We start from the raw sequence: 22,208 nt of genomic DNA on the forward strand, positions 1-22,208 counted from the left end.
GCTGGAATTTGCCAATTGAATTCATGAGGATTCTGAAAGGCTTAAGTGAAGGCACTGCATCTATCCTTTGGATTTATTTCGATAATCCGTGGGTGAACGTCCCATCATTTTGCTGAACAGACGGGAGAAATAGTACGGGTCCTTGAATCCAAGCTCGGAACTGATCTGCTTCACAGTCCAATCGGTAAAATCCAGATAGCGGCAGGAATGCTGGATCTTCAGCCGCAGGAAATAATCGATGGGCGAATGCCCCGTAGCTTGCTTGAACAACTGTGAGTAATGAGGGACAGACAGCCGGGCGTGTGCCGCCAGTTCCTTGAGGGTGATTCCGTTCTCCAGGTGCTCCAGCATATATTGAACGGATTGTTCGGCCGCACGTTTGCTGCTCACGATCCCACCATCTGTTCCTGTCGTCTCCGGTCCATAAGCGAGCATACCAAGCATATAACCGATAATCTGGGAGGCATACGTCATCGTCTGCATGGAGTAACCCGTCTCTAACGCGCCGTAACATTCATGGAACAGCTCAAGCCATTTTTGAGCCTTGGCCGGTGGCATGTTAGTAATATGATGAGTTAACAAGGGTTCTATGTAGGATAAAGCGTGTTCCCCGCGCAGATGAATCCAGAAGATGCTCCATGGTTTAGCTGCGTTGGCTCCGTACACATGAGGAACATGTGCAGGCAATATAACGAGGTTTCCCGGGCTGACATCATATGTCTTGCTGCCATCCATCGTATACCAGCCTGTGCCTTGGACACAGTACATCAGAATGTGTGATTCACAACCATCGGGACGGTCACGGTAATGATGCTCCGCTTCGTGAAAGTAACCGATATCGGTAACGTATAATCCGGACGTGACCGGATAAGCTGCGGTTTCTTGCAGCAGGGAGTCCGGAAGCACAATGAGTTTTTGCATACGAAATCCGTCAGATTTACGCTGTAGGGGTGGTCTGTTGTTAGGTCTCATACTTTGTATTATGGTGAGAGGCGATAAGGGAGTCAATGACAGATATGAGAGCGCTCACCGGAGGTGTTCTCGATTTAGAAAGCCACGTTACAGGAAGTGAAGCAGTTGCCCGTAAATTGGGTAAGTACATACCAGTGGGAAGAATCAGAACAGTGAATATATAGGAAAAGGGAGAGATTTAGTTATGGAACCAGTCACAACTCAGGAAACGCTTTTCTATACAGGTACGTATGCTTCAGCGGATGAACCAGGAATATTCCTATGTGCGTTGAATACGGATTCAGGAGAGATGAGGATCGTCAATCACATGGATGGTGTGGATAATCCGTCTTATCTGGCGCTAAGCCCGGATGGAAACTGTCTGTATGTGGCGAGTGAGACGGACGAGGGAGAGGTGTTGGTCTATCGGAGAGATGCGGCAACGAGTGAGCTGCACCTGATGGATCGAAAACAGACCAGAGGGGCTTCTCCATGTTATGTGTCTGTCTCCACGGATGGTCAGTGGGTGTTCTCATCCAACTATAGCAGCGGCAGTGTCAATGTATTCCCGGTTGGTGATCAGGGGACGCTTGGTGAGATGAGTGCATGGGTGGAGCACACGGGAAGTGGAATCAACGAAGAACGGCAGGAAGGGCCGCATGCACACTCCATTCAACCCGATCCGTCCGGACAGTATGCTGTCGTATGTGACCTCGGTCTGGATCAGATTATTGTGTATCGGTTGGAAGAGGGACGTCTGGTTACCCATCGTGAGATGGATCAGCCACCAGGCGCAGGGCCAAGGCATCTTGTGTTCCATCCCAACTCGAAGTGGGCATATGTAATCAACGAATTGGACAACACGGTTACGGCATTCCTGTACGATGAGCGCAGAGGAGAGTTCACTACGGTACAGCACATTTCCACACTTCCAGAAGGGCACAAAGGAGAGGGGACGGCTGCAGACATCCGTGTATCTCCATGTGGACGTTTCCTATATGCATCCAATCGGGGAGATGACAGCATCGTACTTTATCATATTGATCAGGAGAGCGGTGAGTTGGAAGCCGTAGAGTGGACGTCCACGATTGGGCAGACACCGCGTAACTTTAATATTTTGCCTGGTGGGATTCTGGTTGTGGCGAATCAGGACAGCAATAACCTCGTAGGTTTCCAGATCAGTGAAGAAGACGGACGTCTGACGCATAACGGGTTCAAGCTGGAACTGCCTCGTCCGGTATGTATTGCTCCCGTGGTATAAAAGTTGTAATACGGTGAAGTAAATGTGGAATATTACATCTGAAAAGTGGCCTATAAGCTGTGAAATCATGGAGAAACACATGGTTTTACAGTTTTTTTTAGTCTTTTTATGAGAACATGGGAATCGTCCCATATCCGTGATTTAGTTGATTGTGATTCCAGTCGACTGAAGCAATTCGAAGAATGGGCAACGGCTAACCAAAGGAGAAATCCTTCGGCTTTTTTATGTACGAACCTTTAATCACTAAATTAGACCTATAGATGGAATTATATGTTTAATTTAAAATGAATATATTAAAGCGCTTACATAAAAAGATGGCGCTACAAGGGCATCGGGCTTACCAATACAATTGGGGAGGCAATTGTTTATGGGGAATCGATCATCATTGTGGAAGCGCACATTACGTACAGCCGGAGTATCGTTGTTGAGTTCCGCGTTACTGGTCACTTCGCTTGGATTGGGCAACCCGTCAATAACACATGCAGCGGGAGCAAGGCAGATGGAATATCTGGATCGCGGTGTGGTGGCTGTGAAGACCGGGACAGGTGTGTTTGTCAGTTGGCGGCTTCTGGGAACGGAAGGATCGAATGTATCGTTTAATGTCTATCGAGATGGAACCAAGGTGAACGCTACGCCCATAACAAGCAGCACCAACCTTCAGGATGCAAGCGGGACAAGCAGTTCCAAATATACGGTTCGCGCTGTAGTCAGTGGAGCGGAGCAGGCTGCTTCAGCGGCAGCAAGCGTATGGGGCAATAACTATCTATCTGTACCGCTCAGTGTACCCGCAGGTGGGACAACGCCCGATGGAGTAGCCTACACCTACAGTGCCAACGATGCCAGTGCAGGTGACCTGGATGGTGATGGTGAGTATGAATTGATTGTGAAGTGGGACCCCTCCAACTCCAAGGATAACTCCCAGAGTGGTTATACCGGGGAAGTATTTATCGATGCCTACAAATTAAATGGAACACGCCTCTGGCGAATTAGTATGGGCAAAAATATCCGTGCCGGCGCTCACTACACCCAGTTCATGGTGTATGATCTCGACGGTGACGGCAAAGCCGAGGTTGCGATGAAAACAGCCGATGGCACCAAGGATGGCACTGGCGTGGTCATCGGTGATGCAAGCAAGGATTACCGCAATTCCAGCGGTTATGTATTATCTGGCCCCGAATTCCTGACGGTTTTCAATGGGCAGACCGGCAAAGCACTCTCCACGGTGAACTACGAACCGGCGCGCGGCAATGTGTCCGACTGGGGAGATAACTATGGCAACCGGGTGGACCGATTCCTTGCCGCCATTGCCTATTTGGATGGGGAGCGCCCAAGTCTGGTCATGGCTCGCGGGTATTATACGCGCAGTGTGCTCGTGGCCTATAACTGGCGTAATGGACAGCTGACCAAACAATGGACATTTGATTCCAATACCTCTGGCAATTCAGGTTATGCTGGGCAGGGGAATCATAATCTGAGCGTGGCGGACGTGGATGGGGATGGGAAAGACGAGATCGTCTATGGTGCCATGGCGGTGGATGACAACGGCAAAGGATTGTACACAACAGGACTTCATCATGGCGATGCCATGCATTTGAGTGACCTCGACCCGGACCGCCCTAGACTTGAGGTATTTCAGGTTCATGAGACGCCATCCAATGCCGGAGTGGAGTTCCGGGATGCAGGTACAGGCCAGTTAATCTGGGGAGTCAAAACAACGAAGGATATTGGACGCGGCATGGCGGCAGATATCGATCCAAGATATAAAGGCGCTGAAGTATGGGCAGACGGCAGTCTGTATACGGCCAAAGGGCAGAAACTCGGGACAACCCTACCGTCCTCCACGAATTTTGGCATCTGGTGGGATGGGGATTTGCTCCGTGAACTGCTGGACAGCAACCGAATCGACAAGTGGAATTATGCCAACAGCACAACGATGAACCTGCTCACCGCATCCGGCGTTTCTTCCAACAACGGAACCAAATCTACGCCGAATCTGCAGGCGGATCTGTTCGGGGACTGGAGAGAGGAAGTCGTGTGGCGGACGAATGACAGTTCGGCGCTGCGGATCTATACCACAACAGCAGTTACGGACAAACGCATCTATACGCTGATGCATGATCCGGTGTACCGTCTTGGAGTCGCTTGGCAAAATGTAGCCTACAATCAACCGCCACACACCGGTTTTTATCTGGGAGAAGGCATGAGCACACCACCGGTACCGAATATCCGGTATGCGGGCAGATGAGGAATGGACAAGGTGTGGCCGTCCAATTCCGTTTATGTTTACAATAGCCAGCGAAGCATGGGATTCGCTGAAGGGAACAACGGACGATGGTTCGTTGTTCCTCTTTTTTTTGCCAATAGCCCAGAAATACGGTAAAAATCGGAAAAAACGTTTGACAGGTATATAGACTGCCTTTATTATACGTATATAACTTACTAAACAGGTAGGAATAATAAAAATGAATCTGTTTTCATTGTGAAAACGGTCATTTTACAGACAGATGCAACCATGCAACCTGAACAGAATAACGTTCTCACCGTATAGACGGAGGAACACCGCAGCGCATCCTTTTCAGATGGAGCATGCACGGCCTTAAGCCGGCATGACTTTATGGGGAGAAGTGCGCGTGGGTTCCTCCGTCTTCTTGTTTTTTTACGGGGCGTTCGATCCTGTTCAGCCGGCCTGAGGTAGTCATGCAGATCTATATCGGGGGAGTGTTATTTATGAAAAAGAGAATTCATAAGGGTATTTTGGTTGGTCTGGCACTGGTATTAACAGGAGTTCTGGCAGCATGCGGATCGGATAGCGGCGGATCCAGTGCGGCAGGAACATCGGGGGGAGCGGAAGGCGGTACAGAAGGGGCCAAGGCCATCGAACTGCTGAATGTTTCCTACGATCCAACGCGGGAACTCTATGAGCAATATAACAAAGCGTTTGCGGCGCATTGGTTGAAAGAGAAAGGCCAGGAAGTGACCATCAAGCAGTCCCATGGGGGATCGGGTAAACAGAGTCGTTCTGTTATTGACGGACTGGATGCGGACGTGGTGACACTGGCATTGGGATACGATATTGATGCGATTGAAGATGAAGGTCTGATTAATGAAGGTTGGCAGGACAAATACGAGCATAACAGCTCTCCGTATACCTCTACGATTGTATTCCTTGTACGTAAGGGTAATCCAAAAGGCATCAAGGACTGGGATGATCTGATCAAAGGGGATACGCAAGTCATCACCCCGAATCCCAAAACGTCCGGCGGGGCGCGCTGGAACTATCTGGCGGCATGGGGATATGCCCTTAAGCATAATAACAATGATGAAGAGAAGGCGAAGGAATTTGTTGGTGAATTGTTCAAACATGCGCCTGTGCTGGATTCGGGTGCTCGCGGATCTACGACAACTTTTGTTGAACGTGGCATTGGGGATGTGCTTCTTGCTTGGGAGAATGAAGCTTTCTTATCGGTAAAAGAGTTGGGTCCGGACAAATTCGATATTGTCGTGCCATCGGTTAGTATCTTGGCTGAACCACCGGTTGCAATTGTGGACAAAAATGCAGACAAAAAAGGAAGCCGCGACGTGGCGGATGCCTATCTGAAATATTTGTACAGTGAAGAAGGACAGACGATTGCCGCTGAAAATTATTACCGCCCAACGCTGGACAGCGTGGAGGAAAAATTCAAAGATCAGTTCCCGGCACTTGAGCTGTTCACGTTGAAAGATGTATTCGGTACATGGCGGGATACTCAGGCCAAACATTTTAATGACGGCGGTATCTTCGACCAGATCTATGTTCCAGGCAGCTAAGGTTGCTCTGTTCAATGAACACCTGATCAATCGCGCTGTGAGCGGCCAACCAGCCTTACCGGCTGAAGGCAGAGAGGATGAACGTGCATGAGCAAGGTGGTTGTGGCGCGGAGACGCACATTGCCGGGATTTGGATTAACGATGGGTTACAGTGTGTTCTACCTAAGCCTGGTTGTACTTATTCCACTGGCTGCGCTGTTGTTTAACTCCACAGGGCTGACGTGGGCAACCATGATTGAGGTTGCGACCAATCCCAGGGTGCTGGCTTCCTTCCAGGTCAGCTTCCTGACCGCAGGTGCAGCGGCGCTGATTGATCTCGTGCTGGGGTTACTCCTGGCATGGGTGCTTGTTCGGTATGAATTTCCGGGCAAAAGGCTGTTTGATGCGGTCATTGATCTGCCTTTTGCCTTGCCGACAGCGGTAGCAGGGGTTGCTCTTACGGCGATCTATGCGGGCAATGGCTGGATTGGGCAGTTTGTAGAGCCTTTGGGCATCAAGCTCGCCTATTCACAGGCGGGGATTACACTGGCGCTGATGTTTATCGGAATTCCGTTTGTAGTTCGCACGGTGCAACCGGTGTTGGAGGAGTTGGAGGCTGAGGTGGAAGAGGCGGCTGCCACACTGGGGGCAGGAAGATGGCGGATATTCCGCACGATTCTGTTGCCAGATCTGATTCCACCGTTGCTGACGGGTTTTGCGCTGGCTTTTGCCCGGGGCATTGGCGAATATGGCTCGGTTGTATTTATCTCAGGTAATATGCCGATGAAAACGGAGATTGCTCCCTTGCTGATCATGGCCAAGCTGGAGCAGTTCGATTATGCAGGCGCTACAGCTGTAGCTTTGCTGTTGCTTCTGGTTTCTTTCATCCTGCTGCTGATCATTAATTCCTTGCAACGTTGGAGCCGGAAGGCGGGCAGAGCATGACGATGAAGCATGATGGAATATGGATATTAAAAGACGTCACTCACCCAAACCAAAGGAGGTGCAGCATATGGCGGGTTCTGTCCCACTGAGTCCTGTTCCACCCGTACGAGCTGGCCGCGGAACGAACCGTGCAACAACGGAAGCTCCATGGGTCAAATGGTTATTGATTGGACTGGCGAGTCTGGTACTCATATGGCTGCTTATTTTGCCACTGGCCATTGTGCTCATGGAGGCTTTGAAGCAAGGCTGGGGTGTGTACATCGCTGCTCTTACCGAGCCGGATGCCATGTCTGCACTGAAACTCACGTTATTGGTTGCGGCGATTACAGTGCCGCTGAATACGATATTTGGTGTGGCCGCTGCATGGGTCATTACCAAGTTTCAGTTCAAGGGCAAGGGACTTATGATCACCCTGATTGATCTTCCCTTTTCCATCTCGCCTGTGGTGGGCGGGTTGATCTTTGTATTGGTCTTTGGTTCGAATGGGTGGTTTGGGCCGTGGCTGTCCGAACATGATATCAAAATCATTTTTGCGCTGCCAGGCATTGTGATTGCAACGCTGTTTATTACCTTCCCGTTCGTAGCCAGGGAGTTGATCCCACTAATGGAGGACCAGGGAACCCGGGAAGAAGAAGCAGCGGTTACGCTGGGTGCTTCCGGGTGGCGAATCTTCTGGAGTGTAACCTTGCCCAACATCAAATGGGGGCTGCTGTACGGCATTATTCTGTGTAATGCTCGTGCTATGGGTGAGTTCGGAGCCGTATCTGTGGTGTCCGGACATATCCGCGGGGAGACCAATACGTTACCACTTCATGTGGAGATTTTGTATAACGAATATCAATTCTCGGCTTCGTTTGCCGTAGCATCCCTGCTCCTGATTCTGGCTCTCGCCACGTTGCTGCTCAAGAGCTGGCTTGGATACAAAGCCGTTTCAGAAAAGTGATGATGAGAAGAAGAAAATACAGATTGACAGCTACTGGAAGCCCTGCTAATGTATAAACCAAGTATATAGGTTGGATAAGAATGATTTATAAATCCGTTGGATGACAGCGTACTTAGGAATATGGCGGGCAATAGCCCGAGAAGAGGAGGCGGCTCTATGGCTAAGCCGTTAAAAGTGGATGAGGTATGGTTGGACCGAATTGCCGGACAGCTGAATGACATGGAGTTTGGTTCTTTGCATATCGTGGTGCACGAAGGTCAGATTGTGCAGATGGAGCGGACCGAACGCAAGCGTTTTGAAAACACGCCCTCAGGCAGCGCCTCCAAATCCGGAAGCACGGCACGAAGCAGTTCAGCCCGTTCACTACGCGGATCAAATGCGAGTGCAAAGGGATAGAGAGTGACGTGAGGGAAGCGAAGATAGGTGCATAGAAACACACAAATGTATACTTTTCAGAAACTCATGGGAAGTGCATGTTCCAGATCTTCCTACTTATTGTGCGCGACTTGTCTCCATATGCTCCTTATACCAATGATTCGCTTCAAGCAATACCTGTTGCCCACCTGCATCCATGAATTCTTTCACAAAGGTATCGAAATACCCCACAGGCTGATCGCCAGTGATGATGGAGATGTATGCTCTATCTCTCATGCGAATCAATTCAGATGAATATTGAATCAGGGCAGGGGTTGCAACCTCCAGGCGATTATAGATACCATTCTCCGTCAACCCTGCAGATGCAGCCCACTGTTCACGTTTGTCCGAGGGTGTACCTGGAACCGTCATGCCGATACTTGAGCCGATCATATTAATATAATTCTCCATTCTGTTGTATGGGTAAAGTAAATGGAACGAGTTTGAATCTTCAGCGCTCCAATTCCAGTGTTTTCCTGGAAGGCCATACTCCATTTTGATCTGCTCCTCCGGATCGGGGTTGGCACTTACATAATCGAGTATCTCCAAAATTCTCTCCAGTTTTCCCGGCTCCTTCGCAGCCTCAGCACCTATAGCAATAAAATTCATCAGCAGATTGTTCCCTTTTGAACCGCTATGTCCATCAGGGCCAATAACAGGAGAACCAAATACAACCTCTGCAGTTGCGTTCTTCTGTAACAGCTCATTAACATTGAACGAGGCTCCTACAGGGGTTTCTTGGCCATTTTCATTAAGGACACTGTAGTCTCCCTCTTGATTCCAATGATAATAGTTGCCCATCGAGGTCATCCCAATTTTTCCATTAATAAAAGTATGGGATAGATGTTTATAGCCGCCTTTATTTTCGCCGGTTATAAACTCAGGGTCGATAATCCCGTCCCGATACCACTTTTGCATATAAGTCAGGGCTTTTTTCATCTCAGGCTCCAAAGCACCGATCACAAGTTGGTTGTTTTTTTCATTAAAATACAGTTGCTCGGTGAAAACGGACTGTCCAAAGGCACCAAACACGACATTTAAGCCCTCTCTGGATAGGCCATACGTATCTTGTTTACCATTTCCGTCCGGATCATCTTTGGCAAAAGCATACATAACCGTTTCAAATTCATCTAATGTCTTTGGCACCTCCAGACCAAGCTGCTTAAGCCAGTCCTCTCGGTATACAACAGGGGTTCGATAGATGTTGGTCTGATTAATGGCCGGAATTCCATATAAGGAGCCGTTTATTTTTCCGTACTCTAGGTAACGTGAATCATAATCGCGAATTCGCTGTACGATATTTGGCGCATATTGTTCAAGGACTTCCGGGGAGATTTCCGCTAAGACCCCTTGCATTTGATATTTAAGCAGATCATGCGGTTGTCTGATCCGGAACAGATCCGGTATTTTCCCTTGAGCAAGCTCCAGGTCCAACAGTTCCTCGTACCGCTTGTTCTCAAGATTCCACACCTGCAGATCGACATCAAACCGATCCTCAATATATGCAATCATCTCCGCGTCTTCAGGAACAGGGATATTTTGATGCATGGTCCAGGATATCGTATATTGCGGTGCTGTATCCTTCTCAGCGCTTGCTAGATGGTCCTGCTGTTGCACTTGTGCTGTTTCTCTCCCTAAAAAGGTACACCCACTTGTAAATACGAGAAGGAGAAGCATTGCGGAATATAGCCATAGCTTTCTTGACAAGTTAAGGTTCATAGCAGCTCCTTTCCTAATTCTAAATAGGTTCAATTTAACATTTACACAATAACGGAGAGGACAGAAAGAACCTGAAAGAGCGAAGCTACAAGTTTTCTGTAAGAAAACTACTTCGAAAGCATACGCTACGCCTAAAAGCTTTCTGAAAGAAAGCTGCATCGGAAGCATACGCTATTCCCGGATTTCCCCCTTTTAGAAAAGGGATCAAAGAAATCTGGGAATAACAGCGATCGGAAGGTTGTTCTGTCATCGGAGTGTCCGTGTAAATATTCCTAATTGACCCTATATAGATCCCTGTTCCATTAGACTGCGCATGAAGTTTTTTGGCGTACAGCCGTGAATTTCTTTGAACTTCTTAATAAAATAAGCAGGGGTACGGTAACCGACCGTACTTGCGACCTGCTCAACCGTAATCTCACGTTGTGTCATGAGTTCCCGTGCGCGTTCCATTCTCTGATTCGTAACATATTCGGAATAAACAATCCCAGTTTCTTCCTTGAAAAGTTTACTGAGATATTTAGGGCTGATGAATACTTGCTCTGAGACATGATCCAGCGTGAGATCGCCCGATAAGTGCTCGTGAATATAGGCTTTGACAGCCGAGATGGTATCCACACTTCGTACCTCACTTCGCTTCTCCATCTGCATCACAAATTCGGTCACGAGATGAATCATCCATTCCGAATAGCGGTTGATATTGTAGAACAAAGAAAATTGCTTGTACATATTCAATGAACTCGCCTCAGCGGGTTGCAGGCGCACCTGATTAATACATTCAGCGTAAATAGATACCGTTTTTAATAAGATGATCCGGCTGTATTCGGCGGAATAGGGGCCTTCCTTTATTGTCGCGACCAATTCCTGAATGGCCTGGACCGTACCTTGCACATCCCGAGTCTGCAATTTCTTTTCAAAGTTTACGAGGTATGACTCCGGAATCTCCAAACTGCTGGCTTCCCTGTTCAGAAGATCAAGATCCTGAATGGCAGATTGCTCGGGAAAGAAGTAGCTGTATCGAATCAGGGTATTCGCCTGATGATAGCTTGTGTGAATCTTCGTGAAGTGCTCTACCCATCCGCCTAACGATAGTACAAATTCCAGACCAAATCTGCTGCTCGCCTCAGCGTGAATAAAGTCTACAATGTGATCAGAGAGCGGTTCTTCGGGTTGGTTGGTACAGATGATTACTGCTATTTTGTGATCCTGCAATTCCTCTGCCAGCAGTTGAGTTCCATCCATTTCTGCGATCTCCAGTTGCTGGATCATCGTATACAACGTATGCTGCAACTGTCGTGGCTGCAGATCCTTCCACTTCTCATTGACGGGGTCAATGACGATGCAACGGAAGCGAGAGTAGGCCATTGAAATGTGAACAGACTGGAGCTGTTCCGTAAGTTCCTCGGGTGTAAATCGGTTATTTAACATATTGAGCATAATACTATGCTTAATCATTTTGTGATTGGCCTGTAAGGTTTCTTCAAGACTATCAACTTTATTGGACAGACTGTTAAACGTTGTATCAATGAACCGATATTCGTCCTGCTTTAAGCTGGTTGGGCTATCCATCCGGCTTTTGATGTTATTCATGATTCGTTTAAGAGGACTATAGTTGGCCCTAGTAAAGATGGACGACATCGCTATCCCAACCGCAACAGCCAATAAAAAGAGAAGAACCGAAATCTCCTTCAAGCTATCCAATTTATAATAGAAGCTTTCATTAGGTGTGGTTGTGTAGATTCTCCATGCATTTCCTTTAAATTGATCTTGGGTAACGACATGAGAGTCATAGTTAAATACAGGTGTGAAGCTCTCATCTGAAGTATGAAAGGTGAGCAGCGACTGCGTCAGATTCTCCTCCGTGGAGCTGCCTATTAACGTTTTGTCCGCGGCAGATATGACAGTTCCGTCCTGATCGATGATTAATGTATTTGCATAGTCAGCAGGGAGCATATTTTTAATGATCTGACTGATCGCTGATTCTTTGATATCAATCGCAATCATGGCCTTACTGTCTTGTCCAGACGATTGAAACGGGTAACTATGGACATAGGAAATTAGAGGACTCATCTTGCCTTGTTCCCGTGATTCGATATAAATATCCTGAGGCACCATGCGAGTCTTCATCCATAGGGAGCTTTCTGGAGTCTCTTTCATCGCAGCAATCCAATCCGTCGTATGATCCACACTCGAAGGCGTGTCTTCATAGAGCAATAGCCCATATACAGATGAGACAATGAAGTGGTTCTTCGTATCGTACACATGAATAGCTTCAATGAGATCGGAATAATTTTGCACCATATTTTTGAGGGACTGTTCGATGTCCAGGATTTTGCTATGGTTTCCTTTTAAGCTATCTAAATCGATACTTGCTGCATTACCGAGTGCCAGGGACAGATAGACCTGATTCACCTTCTGGATCACGGAGCTCTCAATATAATTGACAGTGCTTTTCAGCGAAAGTTGATTATTGATTCGAATCTCTTTGCTGTATTGATGGGAGAAGAAGAGGTATAGAATGGAGCCGAAAAGAAGCGCAATGACAAGAACGACAGCAAGGTAGGAAAGAACCATCTTGGATCTTACAGATTGAAATGGCTTATGCATTCTTTTTCCCCCTTCATGTCTCTTTTCTAAACAACTTCATCATTATATAGCAGGCCGAGGACTAGAAATCATGTTGATCGAAATTTAACAAACTCCCACTCCATAATTTACTTTCAGTTAATAAAGCGTTTACAAAAGTAGGTATTTTAATTGATAAATGTAGTATCTAACTCTATTTTTCTTGGATATAAGCTCCGGAACGTACGATTTTGATATAAAACGGAATTTGTTCTATAGATGCGAAACGCTCCCTAATGCTACAGTAACGGCAGATCAGACATCTGTATAGAGTCTTTCTTACTCATTTGCAGATGCAGAAGCAAAAAAATAATTTACCATAACAGGAGCGTGTATTTGCAAGCCATGAGAAAACCACTTAAAAAGTCACTGGCATTACTTCTAATGTTGTCTATGGTAGGTCCGACATTTGCAGAGAAGAGTTTTGCAGCCGATCAGAAGATTCAGTTCTCTGATATTAAGGGACATTGGGCGGAAGCAAATATTCAAGCATGGGGTGATGAAGGATTAATTCGAGGTTACCTGGATCATTCATTTAAACCAAATACGTATATTACCAGAGCAGAATTTATGAATTTGGTAAACGGTGCTTTTGGATATTCCGGACAAGCTAAAATTACCTTTAACGATGTGTCTGAGAGTGCATGGTATTACGAAGCAATTTCTATTGCAAATGCGAATGGATATATAGATGGATACACCGATGGCACAATGAAGCCGCAAGATCCGATCACCCGTCAAGAAGCAGCTAAAGTGATCGCTGGTATTTTGAATCTGGAGTTAAATGAAACAGCAGCGAATGTATTTAGCGATTCATCGTCTATTGCGGCGTGGAGTAAGGGAGCTGTAGGTGGAGCGGCAGCAGCGAAAATTATCTCTGGTTATGCAGATGGAAGCTTCAAACCGCTTAATTCCATTACGCGTGCCGAAGCGGTGTCTGCGCTCGTTAAGGCTGTGGAAACAGATGCTACTACAGCTGCCAAACCAGCTAAGCCAAAAGGAACGGCAACCGTACTGAATGTTAATCCCCCAGCAGATGAAGCTCGGTTGTCCGCCGTGAAACACGGAGCCAATGCCGGAGACGACACCTTGAAAAATATTGCGGAAACCAATCCGTTTATTGATATTTTGGACGGTTTTGATCAAGTGTGGTCCATGAACCAAGCGGATTGGAGAGATGGAACAGCGGCAACTAAAATTGGAGCTGACGGAAAGAATGCAAAGTATGGAGATGGACCGACTCCATACTATGACGGCTTTAAGAATGATCCAACCGTAGCTGTCGCTGATCAGAAAACATATGCAAATGAAGAGATCCGAAACAAAGCAACTTGGGAAGCCAATATCAAATATGTAGAAAAGGTCACGCAAAATCGCACAGGTGAAGAGACATTGGCAGCCTATTATGATGACCAAAGAGATAAGATCTATAGCGTGATGGAGGGCTTTGGTCCGTTGGCTAATACGTATGTAGATATCATCAAGCCAAAGACAAACGTTGAACGAACGGTGGACGAGATGAATGTGGTATTGACCGAAGAAACAGTGGAAGATGAAAGCCAAGGCATTGGAGATTGGGAAGCAAAGACGGAACTTTCAGACTTGGTCCATTTAGTTGATCTGGTTCGATTCAAAATTCCTGCCTCATCTAATCCTTCTAAATATTTCTACTCTTCCCCTAGACCGTGGAGAATGAATTCCAATGGAGAAGTGAAAGAAGTTGTTGACAGCAAAGGACTGCCTGTATGGGAAACCTTGGGCGAAGGTGAGAAAAAAGAAGTACCTTTGGCTTCAGGCGGAACCAAGTCAACAGGAGAAAAACATTACCAGCAATACGAAACCAACGTTAAGCTTATTCCTGCGTTAACGTATGTCAAACGAATCGCTGAGGATGGAAGAGGAAAAGATGGCGGATTTCCGAGCGGACATACCAGTGCAGCTTACTTATCCGTATTTCCTTTGGCATACGCTACACCAGAACGATTCTCTGAATTGTTAACGAGAGCAGCTCAGTTGGGCGAGAATCGAATCGTAACGGGGATGCACTCACCGCTTGATGTTATAGGAGGAAGAATACAATCCACAGCCATGGCTGCATATGCACTTAATCAGGCTGAGAACAAAGATGTGTTAGAGAAAGGTTATGAGAATGCAGGAGAAGTATTTGGAGCTGCAGCCAAGGAAAAAAATATGAGTCTGTATGAGTATGCACATACCGTAACAGAGGATTACACGTTCAAGAGTGCTTACGATGAACACAAATGGGAAGATCACGATGCCAATAAAGCCTTCTATAGAGAAAAGATGACTTACGGTTTACCACAAACCGGAACCAAAGGTTTGGCTCCAGTTGTACCGCAAGGAGCAGAAGCCCTGTTAGAAACACGTCAACCGTATTTAACAGATGAGCAACGCAGACAAGTATTGTATACAACATCCATTGACTCTGGATATCCTGTACTGGATGAATCCAAGGGCTGGGGTAGAATTGATCTGGTCACGGCAGCGGATGGGTACGGTGCATTCTTGAACAATGTAACTGTGGATATGGACGCTTCCAAAGGGCGCTTCAATGCACAAGACTGGTGGAGAAATGATATCACCGGTAGTGGAATGCTCACGAAAAAGGGAACAGGAACCCTTACATTGACAGGGAAAAATAGCTATACTGGCGGAACGTTGCTGCAAGCAGGAACACTGGTAGCTGAATCTGCAGCTGCTTTTGGTACAGGTGATCTGTATGTAGAAAATGGAACAGTTGTCGTTGATGTCGACGGAGCACTCAACTTAAATAGAAACTTTACCATGGATAACGGTACGTTGGAATTGGTAGTGGCTGACAACAACAGTCAGCTGAACGTAGGCAGAAAACTCTATATTGATGGAGGAAGTCTCAAACTGGACTTGTCCAACTATAAGATTGAAGGTTCCAAAGATATTATGTTAATCACGGCTAATGGAATTACAGGTGAGTTCGACAGTGTAACGGCAGATGGTTATGACGTTACGGTCACGTACGAAAATGGTCGTGTCATTGCACATGTTGTAGCCAAATAAGTGAAGTAATTATGCATGATATAAAGTGAACTAAAGAATGTCACACATGCGACTTCGATGACAGAATAACTTTACGATCATTCTTCGCAAGACAAAATTAGTAATATAGAAAAGGGCTGAAGCTACAATGTAGTTTCAGCCCTTTTTGCGTACAGACTTGCAGAATTAAGATCGTGTCTTCAAACCTACTGAAAGCTAAGGCGTACATGATCAGCTTGTTATATCGTTTTTGTCGATAGATTTTGGGAAATAACGTGTATGATGTTCCTTACAATGTTGAAAGAGGACGCAGAGGGTCAAGTAAGACGTCCTGAGTTCCTTAGAAAATCGGCTGGATGCGTTAGTTATTCGTCGGTATTGGGAACTGATTTACGACGTGTATTCACTTCCATCTCCGTAGAGGTTTGCTTCGTTGGTTCCAGCTCCGTATGCCCTGCATAAGGGCGATCACTGCGAGAGCGTGTTCCGGTCAGACTGAAGCCTGAAGTGAACAAGATTAACTGTAATCCAAGAGCGTAGGGCGCAGCAACAATTCCAATCAGGTGGAGTAAGGAGCATAGCGCGATCACCAAGGAGAGTATTTTGAATACTGTACGTGGCTTATCCCGACGTGGGCTGGCCCAGAGCAGGTAACCATATATGATGGTGATCATTAGGGAGACCGCGCGAATCCATGGCAAGATACTCTCCCATGAGTCTACAGACACATCCAACATCCGTTGACCCAATACCAGATCTGTAACCAGAAATCCAGTGGCCGCCAGTGCAGCTGGTTCGGCTACGGGCCGAAGGATGGTCCAAACTGCTGTGCCCCAATGATCTGCATGTGTATCCCGGCTGAGTTCATCTGATAATACGGTGCATTCTCGTTCCAATGCTCTGTGCATCAGTCCGAGTTTGGCAGGGTCATGTTCCTTGATACAGTCACGAATCTGATCCTGTAGTTGGGGGGATAGGTAAGATGCGGCTTTGCAGGCTAACATTGCTGTGATCAGATCGTTATGTTCGGGTTCCGACGGTTCATAATTCCGATTTTCCTGGATGGTAAGTTGTCCCAAGAGGGCTGTACTTATGTATAATGTATCTCGTATCCTTCGCATTCGCCTTTCGTGGCTGCGGCGAACTTCAGTGGCAGACCATATGTATATCCCCAGAAGCAAAGCCATGACGCCAAGCAGCACAGCCACAGCACCTGGGCGCGATGTTAGATCTGCAATCCAACGTTGAAACACACTTGTTCCTCCTTTGCAGCAACTTCACGTAAGCTTTCTCTCACTATTACACAGGAAGTAGATGAATTCAAGCAATTTAAGAAAGCCGAATTTCCCCACCCATTGATAGGAGAATTCGGCTTATTAAAATAATTAAGATTTTAAATAGATGTTTCATCTGGAGTTGAGTCTTCTACTGTGGCAGTTTCTATTGATAAATTATATGTAACAAATGACACCTGGTCGTCTTCATCATTATTTTCAATAGTATAGGTTTGTCTAGTTGAATTGTTATCAATCATGAAAACTGTTTCGTCTGGCTCGGAATTTTCTAGAGAACGGGTTTCTGCTCCGCTACTGAAGTTCACAATCACATCGTCTTCGTCAGAATTTTCTGAAGTTTCAGTAATTTTGGTGAATCCTGAGAATTTAATTTCATCCGGTTCAGTATCTTCAATTGTTGTTGTTATTTTTACATTAAAGGACATTTGCATTAACTCGTCATAGTGTCTTGTTGTTTCAATAAGAGGAATTGACTTAATATATTTTGCGATATAAGGTGTTTTCATGTTATCTCCTAATTATAATTATTTGAATTTGGTTTTTATGGATTATATTATTTGCATCAATTATCTCAGTGATTTGGGTAGAATTAGCATTATAAGCTTTTAGAATTTCAAAAATGCGCGAGTAATTATCAGTCGATTCTTCCTTGTTGCTTATAATAATAATTTCCTTATAATCATTTTCCAATAATCCAGTTTGAATATTGTTTAACAAGTCCTCGGACTTTGAGAAAAAAGATTTTGTGTCTAGAGAGCTATCTAAAATATGAATTTCGTTTTTGGTTTGTGAAATAGTATGAGGTTTCTTCTCAAAACCATTATTAATATTGAGAGCTGTTGCCACGACTAAGACTATTATGCTCCAAATCACTATGTGGGTTAAATATTTCTCCATGTTCTTGATCAAGGTTACTTCTTTAGTAGTGCTATTCCTGATTTCTTGCCAATCAAAGTAAAGACCCGATATATACTTAATAGATGTTTCGTCATTACTGCTAGCATTTTTAATTTTATTGAAAAGAAACTGACGATACGTTTGAACCTTGAGAAAATTATATGAGAAAAACAACACGTTGACCAGAGAAAATAATATTATTATGCTTGAAAGGACATAAATAAAAGTTGGTAAAAATGGTTTGTTGAAAATACTATCAATACGTAATATGTAAGGAAGATATATCGGAATAAGTAACGCAATTATTGCGAGATATGCCAAAAATTTATTGAAACTTTTTCCTCGTATTAATTGAAGATCATTTATTTTATGCAGAATAGTGTTAGTTAATATTTCTTTTTGAAAAGCTTCTTTCAGTATTAAAACATTCTCAAAATCATCTCTCTTTTGTGATAGTTCTTGGTCAGTTAGTTTAGGTTGTAATTTATGTAAATTTATAATCTTTCCCCAGCCGAATTTAAAAATATTTCCTGGTCGTGGAGTTCTATTAACCCATAATGAAAACAAATACAAATCAGCTTCTAAATAAAATAGACAATATATTTTTGTGCCTAAACTTACACTGAATAAATTAACTTGAATAACTTTGGAATCTTTTTTTATTTCTCCAAAGTTACTTTCGTCAATTATACGAAAAAAAGGCATAAAGGAAAAAAATTTAAGGATATAATAAATAGGATTATTCATAAATTGTGTTTCCTCCTAACAGATGATCAATTATTGCAGAAGATATATTTAGTGATAGTGCTTGCTCAAGCCATAACCATTGTCCGTTAGGATTCACTTCTAGAAAATAATAAACACCATCTTTTAGAATGAAGTCAAATGCTCCGTAGTTGATATCTAGTAATTTCATTAAATCAAGGCATTGATTAACTAATGTATTAGGTATAGAAGCCTTAGTATAATGTACTTTGGCGGTCGTCCTTCTCCAGTCAACTTTATCACTTGATTGGATTTTTACGGTGAAAACACTTCTTCCAACAATTGTTACCCTGTATTCTTCATCTTTATCAACGTATTTTTGAAAATATGAAGGGGCAATCTCCAAGTTTTGAATTGGGATTGCTTGGTCAACTATATTTGTTTGTATGTAATTGATTTTTTGTAATTCAAGTATACGTCCTACGGATAACGGTTTTACAATTGAAGTCTGATTGTTACAGAAAGAAGAGGCATCAGTACAGTCATTTGTAATAAGAGAAGCTGGAATAACAAATCCAAGTCTGGAGGCAAAATGTAATTGGATAACTTTGTTCTCAGCTCGCTTTAAAATAGAGGGCTTCGTTAGAATTACCTTTCCTGAAATTTCTGCAATCCCTTCAATAAGAGTTAGAATATCTCTCTGCATTAATGAGTGGAACTTATAATCATACAAGGTCATATCGGGTAACATTGGTTTTCTATAATATACTGCATCTATGTAATCGGCTGTTATTTCTCCAATGGGGCCATTAATGATTACACCCGATGTTGTTACTTTAATTTGATAATTTTGTAGCTTATCTGTATTAATTCTATAAAAATTCAGTTTGTGTTTGAACTTACTAATTAAGTAATCTACAGTTTGATCTACAGTACTTGTTATAACCAATACAGTCTTTATAAATAGCGCCCCTTAATCTTATATATATAAAGACTAGTATACACTAATAGTGCTTTGAAGCATTGGGAGAATTTAAATAAAATACCTTTGGGAAGTGTATGGGAGACTACTACTATCTTTTAGTGATGTTTCACTCGAATTTTAAGATATATTAAGCTGCAAGAGGCCAAGTTAGTACCACATTAACATGTATTATCAATTTGGTATTAAGCATTCGGGGCATAGCATTACCGTGTCCGAGTTTTAATGAACCAAGGGGAGAAATTAGTTATTGGAGAGGGGCACAATTCATGGATCATGTGAATATTGAACACACACCACCCGCATCAGTGGAGTATCTTGCCTTACGGCAGGTTTCGGGTCTTAGCCAGATGAGCAGGGAAGGGGCGGAGATTGGATTACCGAATAGCCTGTTTGCCGTATGTCTGCGAGAAGAGGATATGCTGATAGGCATGGGGCGAGTGATTGGAGATGGAGGTTGTTTCTTTCAGGTCGTCGATATTGCTGTACACCCGGATGTTCAGGGCATGGGGTATGGAAAACTGATCATGAGCGAGATTATGAATTATCTGCGTAAAGCAGTACCTGCCCGTGGTTTGGTCAGTCTGCTGGCGGATGTTCCGGCTGATCAACTTTATGCTCAATTTGGATTTGAATACACCAGCCCAAAATCGGAGGGTATGTGGTGGAGGCAGGGAGACTAGTGAACTAGTTAAATAACATATTCGGCGAACCTTTGGATATATCCAAAGGTTTTTTGCTTTACAACCATTTATTTACATGTATAATGTAAATAAAATCCAATTTACGATTTACAAATTACGATATACGGTTGCACTCGTGAAGAATGGAGGAAATGAATATGTACAATGACCAGAAAGCTCAGTTTAACCAGATGGTGGAACGATCTGTGGAGCAGGCGAACAAAAACCTTTCAGGAGCCAAGGGAGTTGTTTCCGTTCGATTAAGTCAGGAAGAGATTGATATCATTGATCAGCTTGTATTTCTTGAATTAGCCAAAAACCGTTCTGATGCGACTGCAATGTTGATTAGGGAAGGCATACGAACCCATCAGACCTTATTGGACGAGATACGCGAGTATACGGCTGAACTTGAACGGGTAAAAGCCAAGATACAACAGACCATTCGAGATTCAGGTTTGGTTACACGTCTGCATCGTATTAGTGATGATGAATCTGTTATGTACGAGGGAGAGGCGCGTGAAAAAGATGAAAAATGAAATTCGCGGCGACAGCTATCGGGCGGTTTTGCGCCTTCCTTCTTTTGTTGTGCTTCTTGTTGGTAGATTGATTTCTGGCGCAGGGCAGATTTTATTTTCCATGGCGACGATGTGGTATATCCTCCAATTAACGGAGTCGGCACTTGCTGCCGCACTGATTCCGATGTTGCCGTACTTGATCTATGCATTTTTGGGCATTCCTTTGGCTACGATCAGTGATCGCCTGCCGAAAAAGCAACTTTTGATCTGGACAGATATATTGCGCGCAGGCGTAGCTTGCATATTGGCTCTTTTGTTCATGACAGGATCCATGCTTCCGTGGCATATATACGCAGCCAATCTGCTCATTGCAATCCTTGGTTTTTTGTTCAATCCGGCAACCCAGACAGTCATCCCCGCTATTTTGCCAGAACCTGCAAAACAATTAGCTCCAGCCAATGCACTACTGAACTCTTCCTCCAAAACGATTGAATTGCTTGGATACGCCTTGGGGGGCATATTGATCGCGCTCATCTCCGTTCAGTCCATCCTGTTCATCTATGCCGTTACATTTCTGCTATCCGCCATATCCATTTTCTTTATCCGCATCCCTGTAACCAAAGTTGTGAAACAAAAAGGAATCTCCGGTTTTGTTAAAGATAGCATGCAGGGAATTACATTCCTGTTTTCCCGTAAAATTTTGGCCTGCTGCATTATCTTTGGAGCCATAATCAATTTTGCGGGTGCGCCGTTGCATATTTTCACGCCGATTTTTGCCAATATGGTGCTCCAGGCCGGACCACAAGGCTACGGTCTGCTTCAGTCAGCCTTTGCCGCTGGCAGTATTGCGGGCTCTCTGCTCAGTGGTAAATATGCCAAACGACTCTCGCTCGCTCACTGGTTTTTGATCAGTTATCTCATCTCAGGCACAAGTTTGCTGCTCATGCCGATGTTTCCTAACCTGTATATCGCGATTGCGTGTTCATTTTTGTTGATGATGGGACTTGCTCTTGTGAATGTACCATTGGTTACTTCCATTCTTTTATCCACCCCGGAAGAAAAGAGAGGACGTGTCATGAACAGTATGGGTGTCTTGATGAGTGGCATTAGTAATCCGCTTGGGTTGTTGCTGGGAGGGTGGTTCATTGAAACGTACAACCCTTCATGGGTGTACATGGGGATTGGTACATTTGTTATTTGTATGGGCATGGCAAGCCTATTTGTCCGACCTTTCCGTGAGGAACGGAGCAAGCGTACCCGGCAACAAACGACCTCGATGTAGTCTGGAATCTGATGTCATATTGCGCCTCTTTTTAGTCCGAGGAAACAAGTAATTTGACATGATCAGGCGAAATAAATGGATTAAGTAAATAATATATGTAAAATAATTCAATTAAAAAGAAGGAATATCAAATTTTATGTAGAATTTGGTTTAGAAGAGGGGGAGACAAATG

Annotated in this window: 17 protein-coding genes; 10 read left to right on the plus strand and 7 right to left on the minus strand. The window is 44.6% G+C overall.

Features of this window, described 5'->3' with window-relative positions:
- Positions 1-60: 60 nt before the first annotated feature.
- A complete protein-coding gene (locus MKY44_RS02645) occupies positions 61-921 on the minus strand; it encodes an AraC family transcriptional regulator (RefSeq protein WP_341005938.1) in 861 nt (286 codons plus the stop codon).
- Positions 922-1,156: 235 nt separating this feature from the next.
- Here MKY44_RS02645 and MKY44_RS02650 point away from each other — a divergent pair, with 235 nt between their 5' ends.
- The 6 genes from MKY44_RS02650 to MKY44_RS02675 all read left to right on the plus strand — a co-directional run bounded on the left by MKY44_RS02650 (position 1,157) and on the right by MKY44_RS02675 (position 8,282).
- Positions 1,157-2,212, plus strand: a complete 1,056-nt coding sequence (locus MKY44_RS02650; protein WP_341005939.1) for a lactonase family protein — start codon at positions 1,157-1,159, stop codon at positions 2,210-2,212.
- Positions 2,213-2,579: 367 nt separating this feature from the next.
- Positions 2,580-4,457 (plus strand): rhamnogalacturonan lyase, encoded by a 1,878-nt coding sequence (locus tag MKY44_RS02655; RefSeq protein WP_445670630.1) that lies wholly within the window; start codon positions 2,580-2,582, stop codon positions 4,455-4,457.
- A gap of 482 nt (positions 4,458-4,939) precedes the next feature.
- Positions 4,940-6,019 carry a sulfate ABC transporter substrate-binding protein gene (locus MKY44_RS02660; protein ID WP_341005940.1) on the plus strand — a complete coding sequence of 360 codons (1,080 nt, stop codon included), beginning with the start codon at positions 4,940-4,942 and terminating at the stop codon, positions 6,017-6,019.
- Between the two features lie 87 nt (positions 6,020-6,106).
- Complete coding sequence (cysT, locus tag MKY44_RS02665) at positions 6,107-6,943, plus strand: sulfate ABC transporter permease subunit CysT (protein WP_127547780.1); 837 nt, start codon at positions 6,107-6,109, stop codon at positions 6,941-6,943.
- 67 nt (positions 6,944-7,010) lie between these two features.
- A complete protein-coding gene (gene cysW / locus MKY44_RS02670) occupies positions 7,011-7,886 on the plus strand; it encodes a sulfate ABC transporter permease subunit CysW (protein WP_341005941.1) in 876 nt (291 codons plus the stop codon).
- A gap of 156 nt (positions 7,887-8,042) precedes the next feature.
- Entirely contained in the window at positions 8,043-8,282 is a 240-nt protein-coding gene (locus MKY44_RS02675; protein ID WP_036607453.1) for a YezD family protein, read from the plus strand.
- Between the two features lie 96 nt (positions 8,283-8,378).
- Here MKY44_RS02675 and MKY44_RS02680 read toward each other — a convergent pair whose 3' ends face one another.
- The gene (locus MKY44_RS02680; RefSeq protein ID WP_445670631.1) at positions 8,379-9,917 is read right to left on the minus strand and encodes an extracellular solute-binding protein; all 1,539 of its coding nucleotides are present in this window, start codon (positions 9,915-9,917) and stop codon (positions 8,379-8,381) included.
- Positions 9,918-10,301: 384 nt separating this feature from the next.
- Positions 10,302-12,623, minus strand: a complete 2,322-nt coding sequence (locus MKY44_RS02685; RefSeq protein ID WP_341005943.1) for a helix-turn-helix domain-containing protein — start codon at positions 12,621-12,623, stop codon at positions 10,302-10,304.
- 363 nt (positions 12,624-12,986) lie between these two features.
- Here MKY44_RS02685 and MKY44_RS02690 point away from each other — a divergent pair, with 363 nt between their 5' ends.
- A complete protein-coding gene (locus MKY44_RS02690) occupies positions 12,987-15,698 on the plus strand; it encodes an S-layer homology domain-containing protein (RefSeq protein ID WP_341009767.1) in 2,712 nt (903 codons plus the stop codon).
- Between the two features lie 344 nt (positions 15,699-16,042).
- Here MKY44_RS02690 and MKY44_RS02695 read toward each other — a convergent pair whose 3' ends face one another.
- The 4 genes from MKY44_RS02695 to MKY44_RS02710 all read right to left on the minus strand — a co-directional run bounded on the left by MKY44_RS02695 (position 16,043) and on the right by MKY44_RS02710 (position 19,523).
- Positions 16,043-16,930, minus strand: a complete 888-nt coding sequence (locus MKY44_RS02695; protein WP_341005944.1) for a hypothetical protein — start codon at positions 16,928-16,930, stop codon at positions 16,043-16,045.
- A 140-nt stretch (positions 16,931-17,070) separates the two neighbouring features.
- Positions 17,071-17,478 carry a hypothetical protein gene (locus MKY44_RS02700; protein ID WP_341005945.1) on the minus strand — a complete coding sequence of 136 codons (408 nt, stop codon included), beginning with the start codon at positions 17,476-17,478 and terminating at the stop codon, positions 17,071-17,073.
- Between the two features lies 1 nt (position 17,479).
- Positions 17,480-18,616 carry a hypothetical protein gene (locus MKY44_RS02705; protein ID WP_339311955.1) on the minus strand — a complete coding sequence of 379 codons (1,137 nt, stop codon included), beginning with the start codon at positions 18,614-18,616 and terminating at the stop codon, positions 17,480-17,482.
- The gene (locus MKY44_RS02710; protein WP_341005946.1) at positions 18,609-19,523 is read right to left on the minus strand and encodes a hypothetical protein; all 915 of its coding nucleotides are present in this window, start codon (positions 19,521-19,523) and stop codon (positions 18,609-18,611) included. The genes MKY44_RS02705 and MKY44_RS02710 overlap by 8 nt, the downstream gene beginning before the upstream one ends.
- A 302-nt stretch (positions 19,524-19,825) precedes the next feature.
- On the opposite strand from MKY44_RS02710, the gene MKY44_RS02715 reads away from it, so the two are divergent.
- The 3 genes from MKY44_RS02715 to MKY44_RS02725 all read left to right on the plus strand — a co-directional run bounded on the left by MKY44_RS02715 (position 19,826) and on the right by MKY44_RS02725 (position 22,036).
- Entirely contained in the window at positions 19,826-20,239 is a 414-nt protein-coding gene (locus MKY44_RS02715) for a GNAT family N-acetyltransferase (RefSeq protein WP_341005947.1), read from the plus strand.
- Positions 20,240-20,397: 158 nt separating this feature from the next.
- A complete protein-coding gene (locus MKY44_RS02720) occupies positions 20,398-20,775 on the plus strand; it encodes a hypothetical protein (RefSeq protein ID WP_062837265.1) in 378 nt (125 codons plus the stop codon).
- Positions 20,765-22,036, plus strand: coding sequence for an MFS transporter (locus tag MKY44_RS02725; RefSeq protein WP_341009768.1), 1,272 nt, complete (start codon positions 20,765-20,767; stop codon positions 22,034-22,036). Before MKY44_RS02720 ends, MKY44_RS02725 begins: the two co-directional genes overlap by 11 nt.
- Positions 22,037-22,208: the final 172 nt, after the last annotated feature.

It is taken from the genome of Paenibacillus sp. FSL R7-0026 (assembly GCF_038004485.1).
Lineage (GTDB): Bacteria > Bacillota > Bacilli > Paenibacillales > Paenibacillaceae > Paenibacillus > Paenibacillus xylanexedens_A.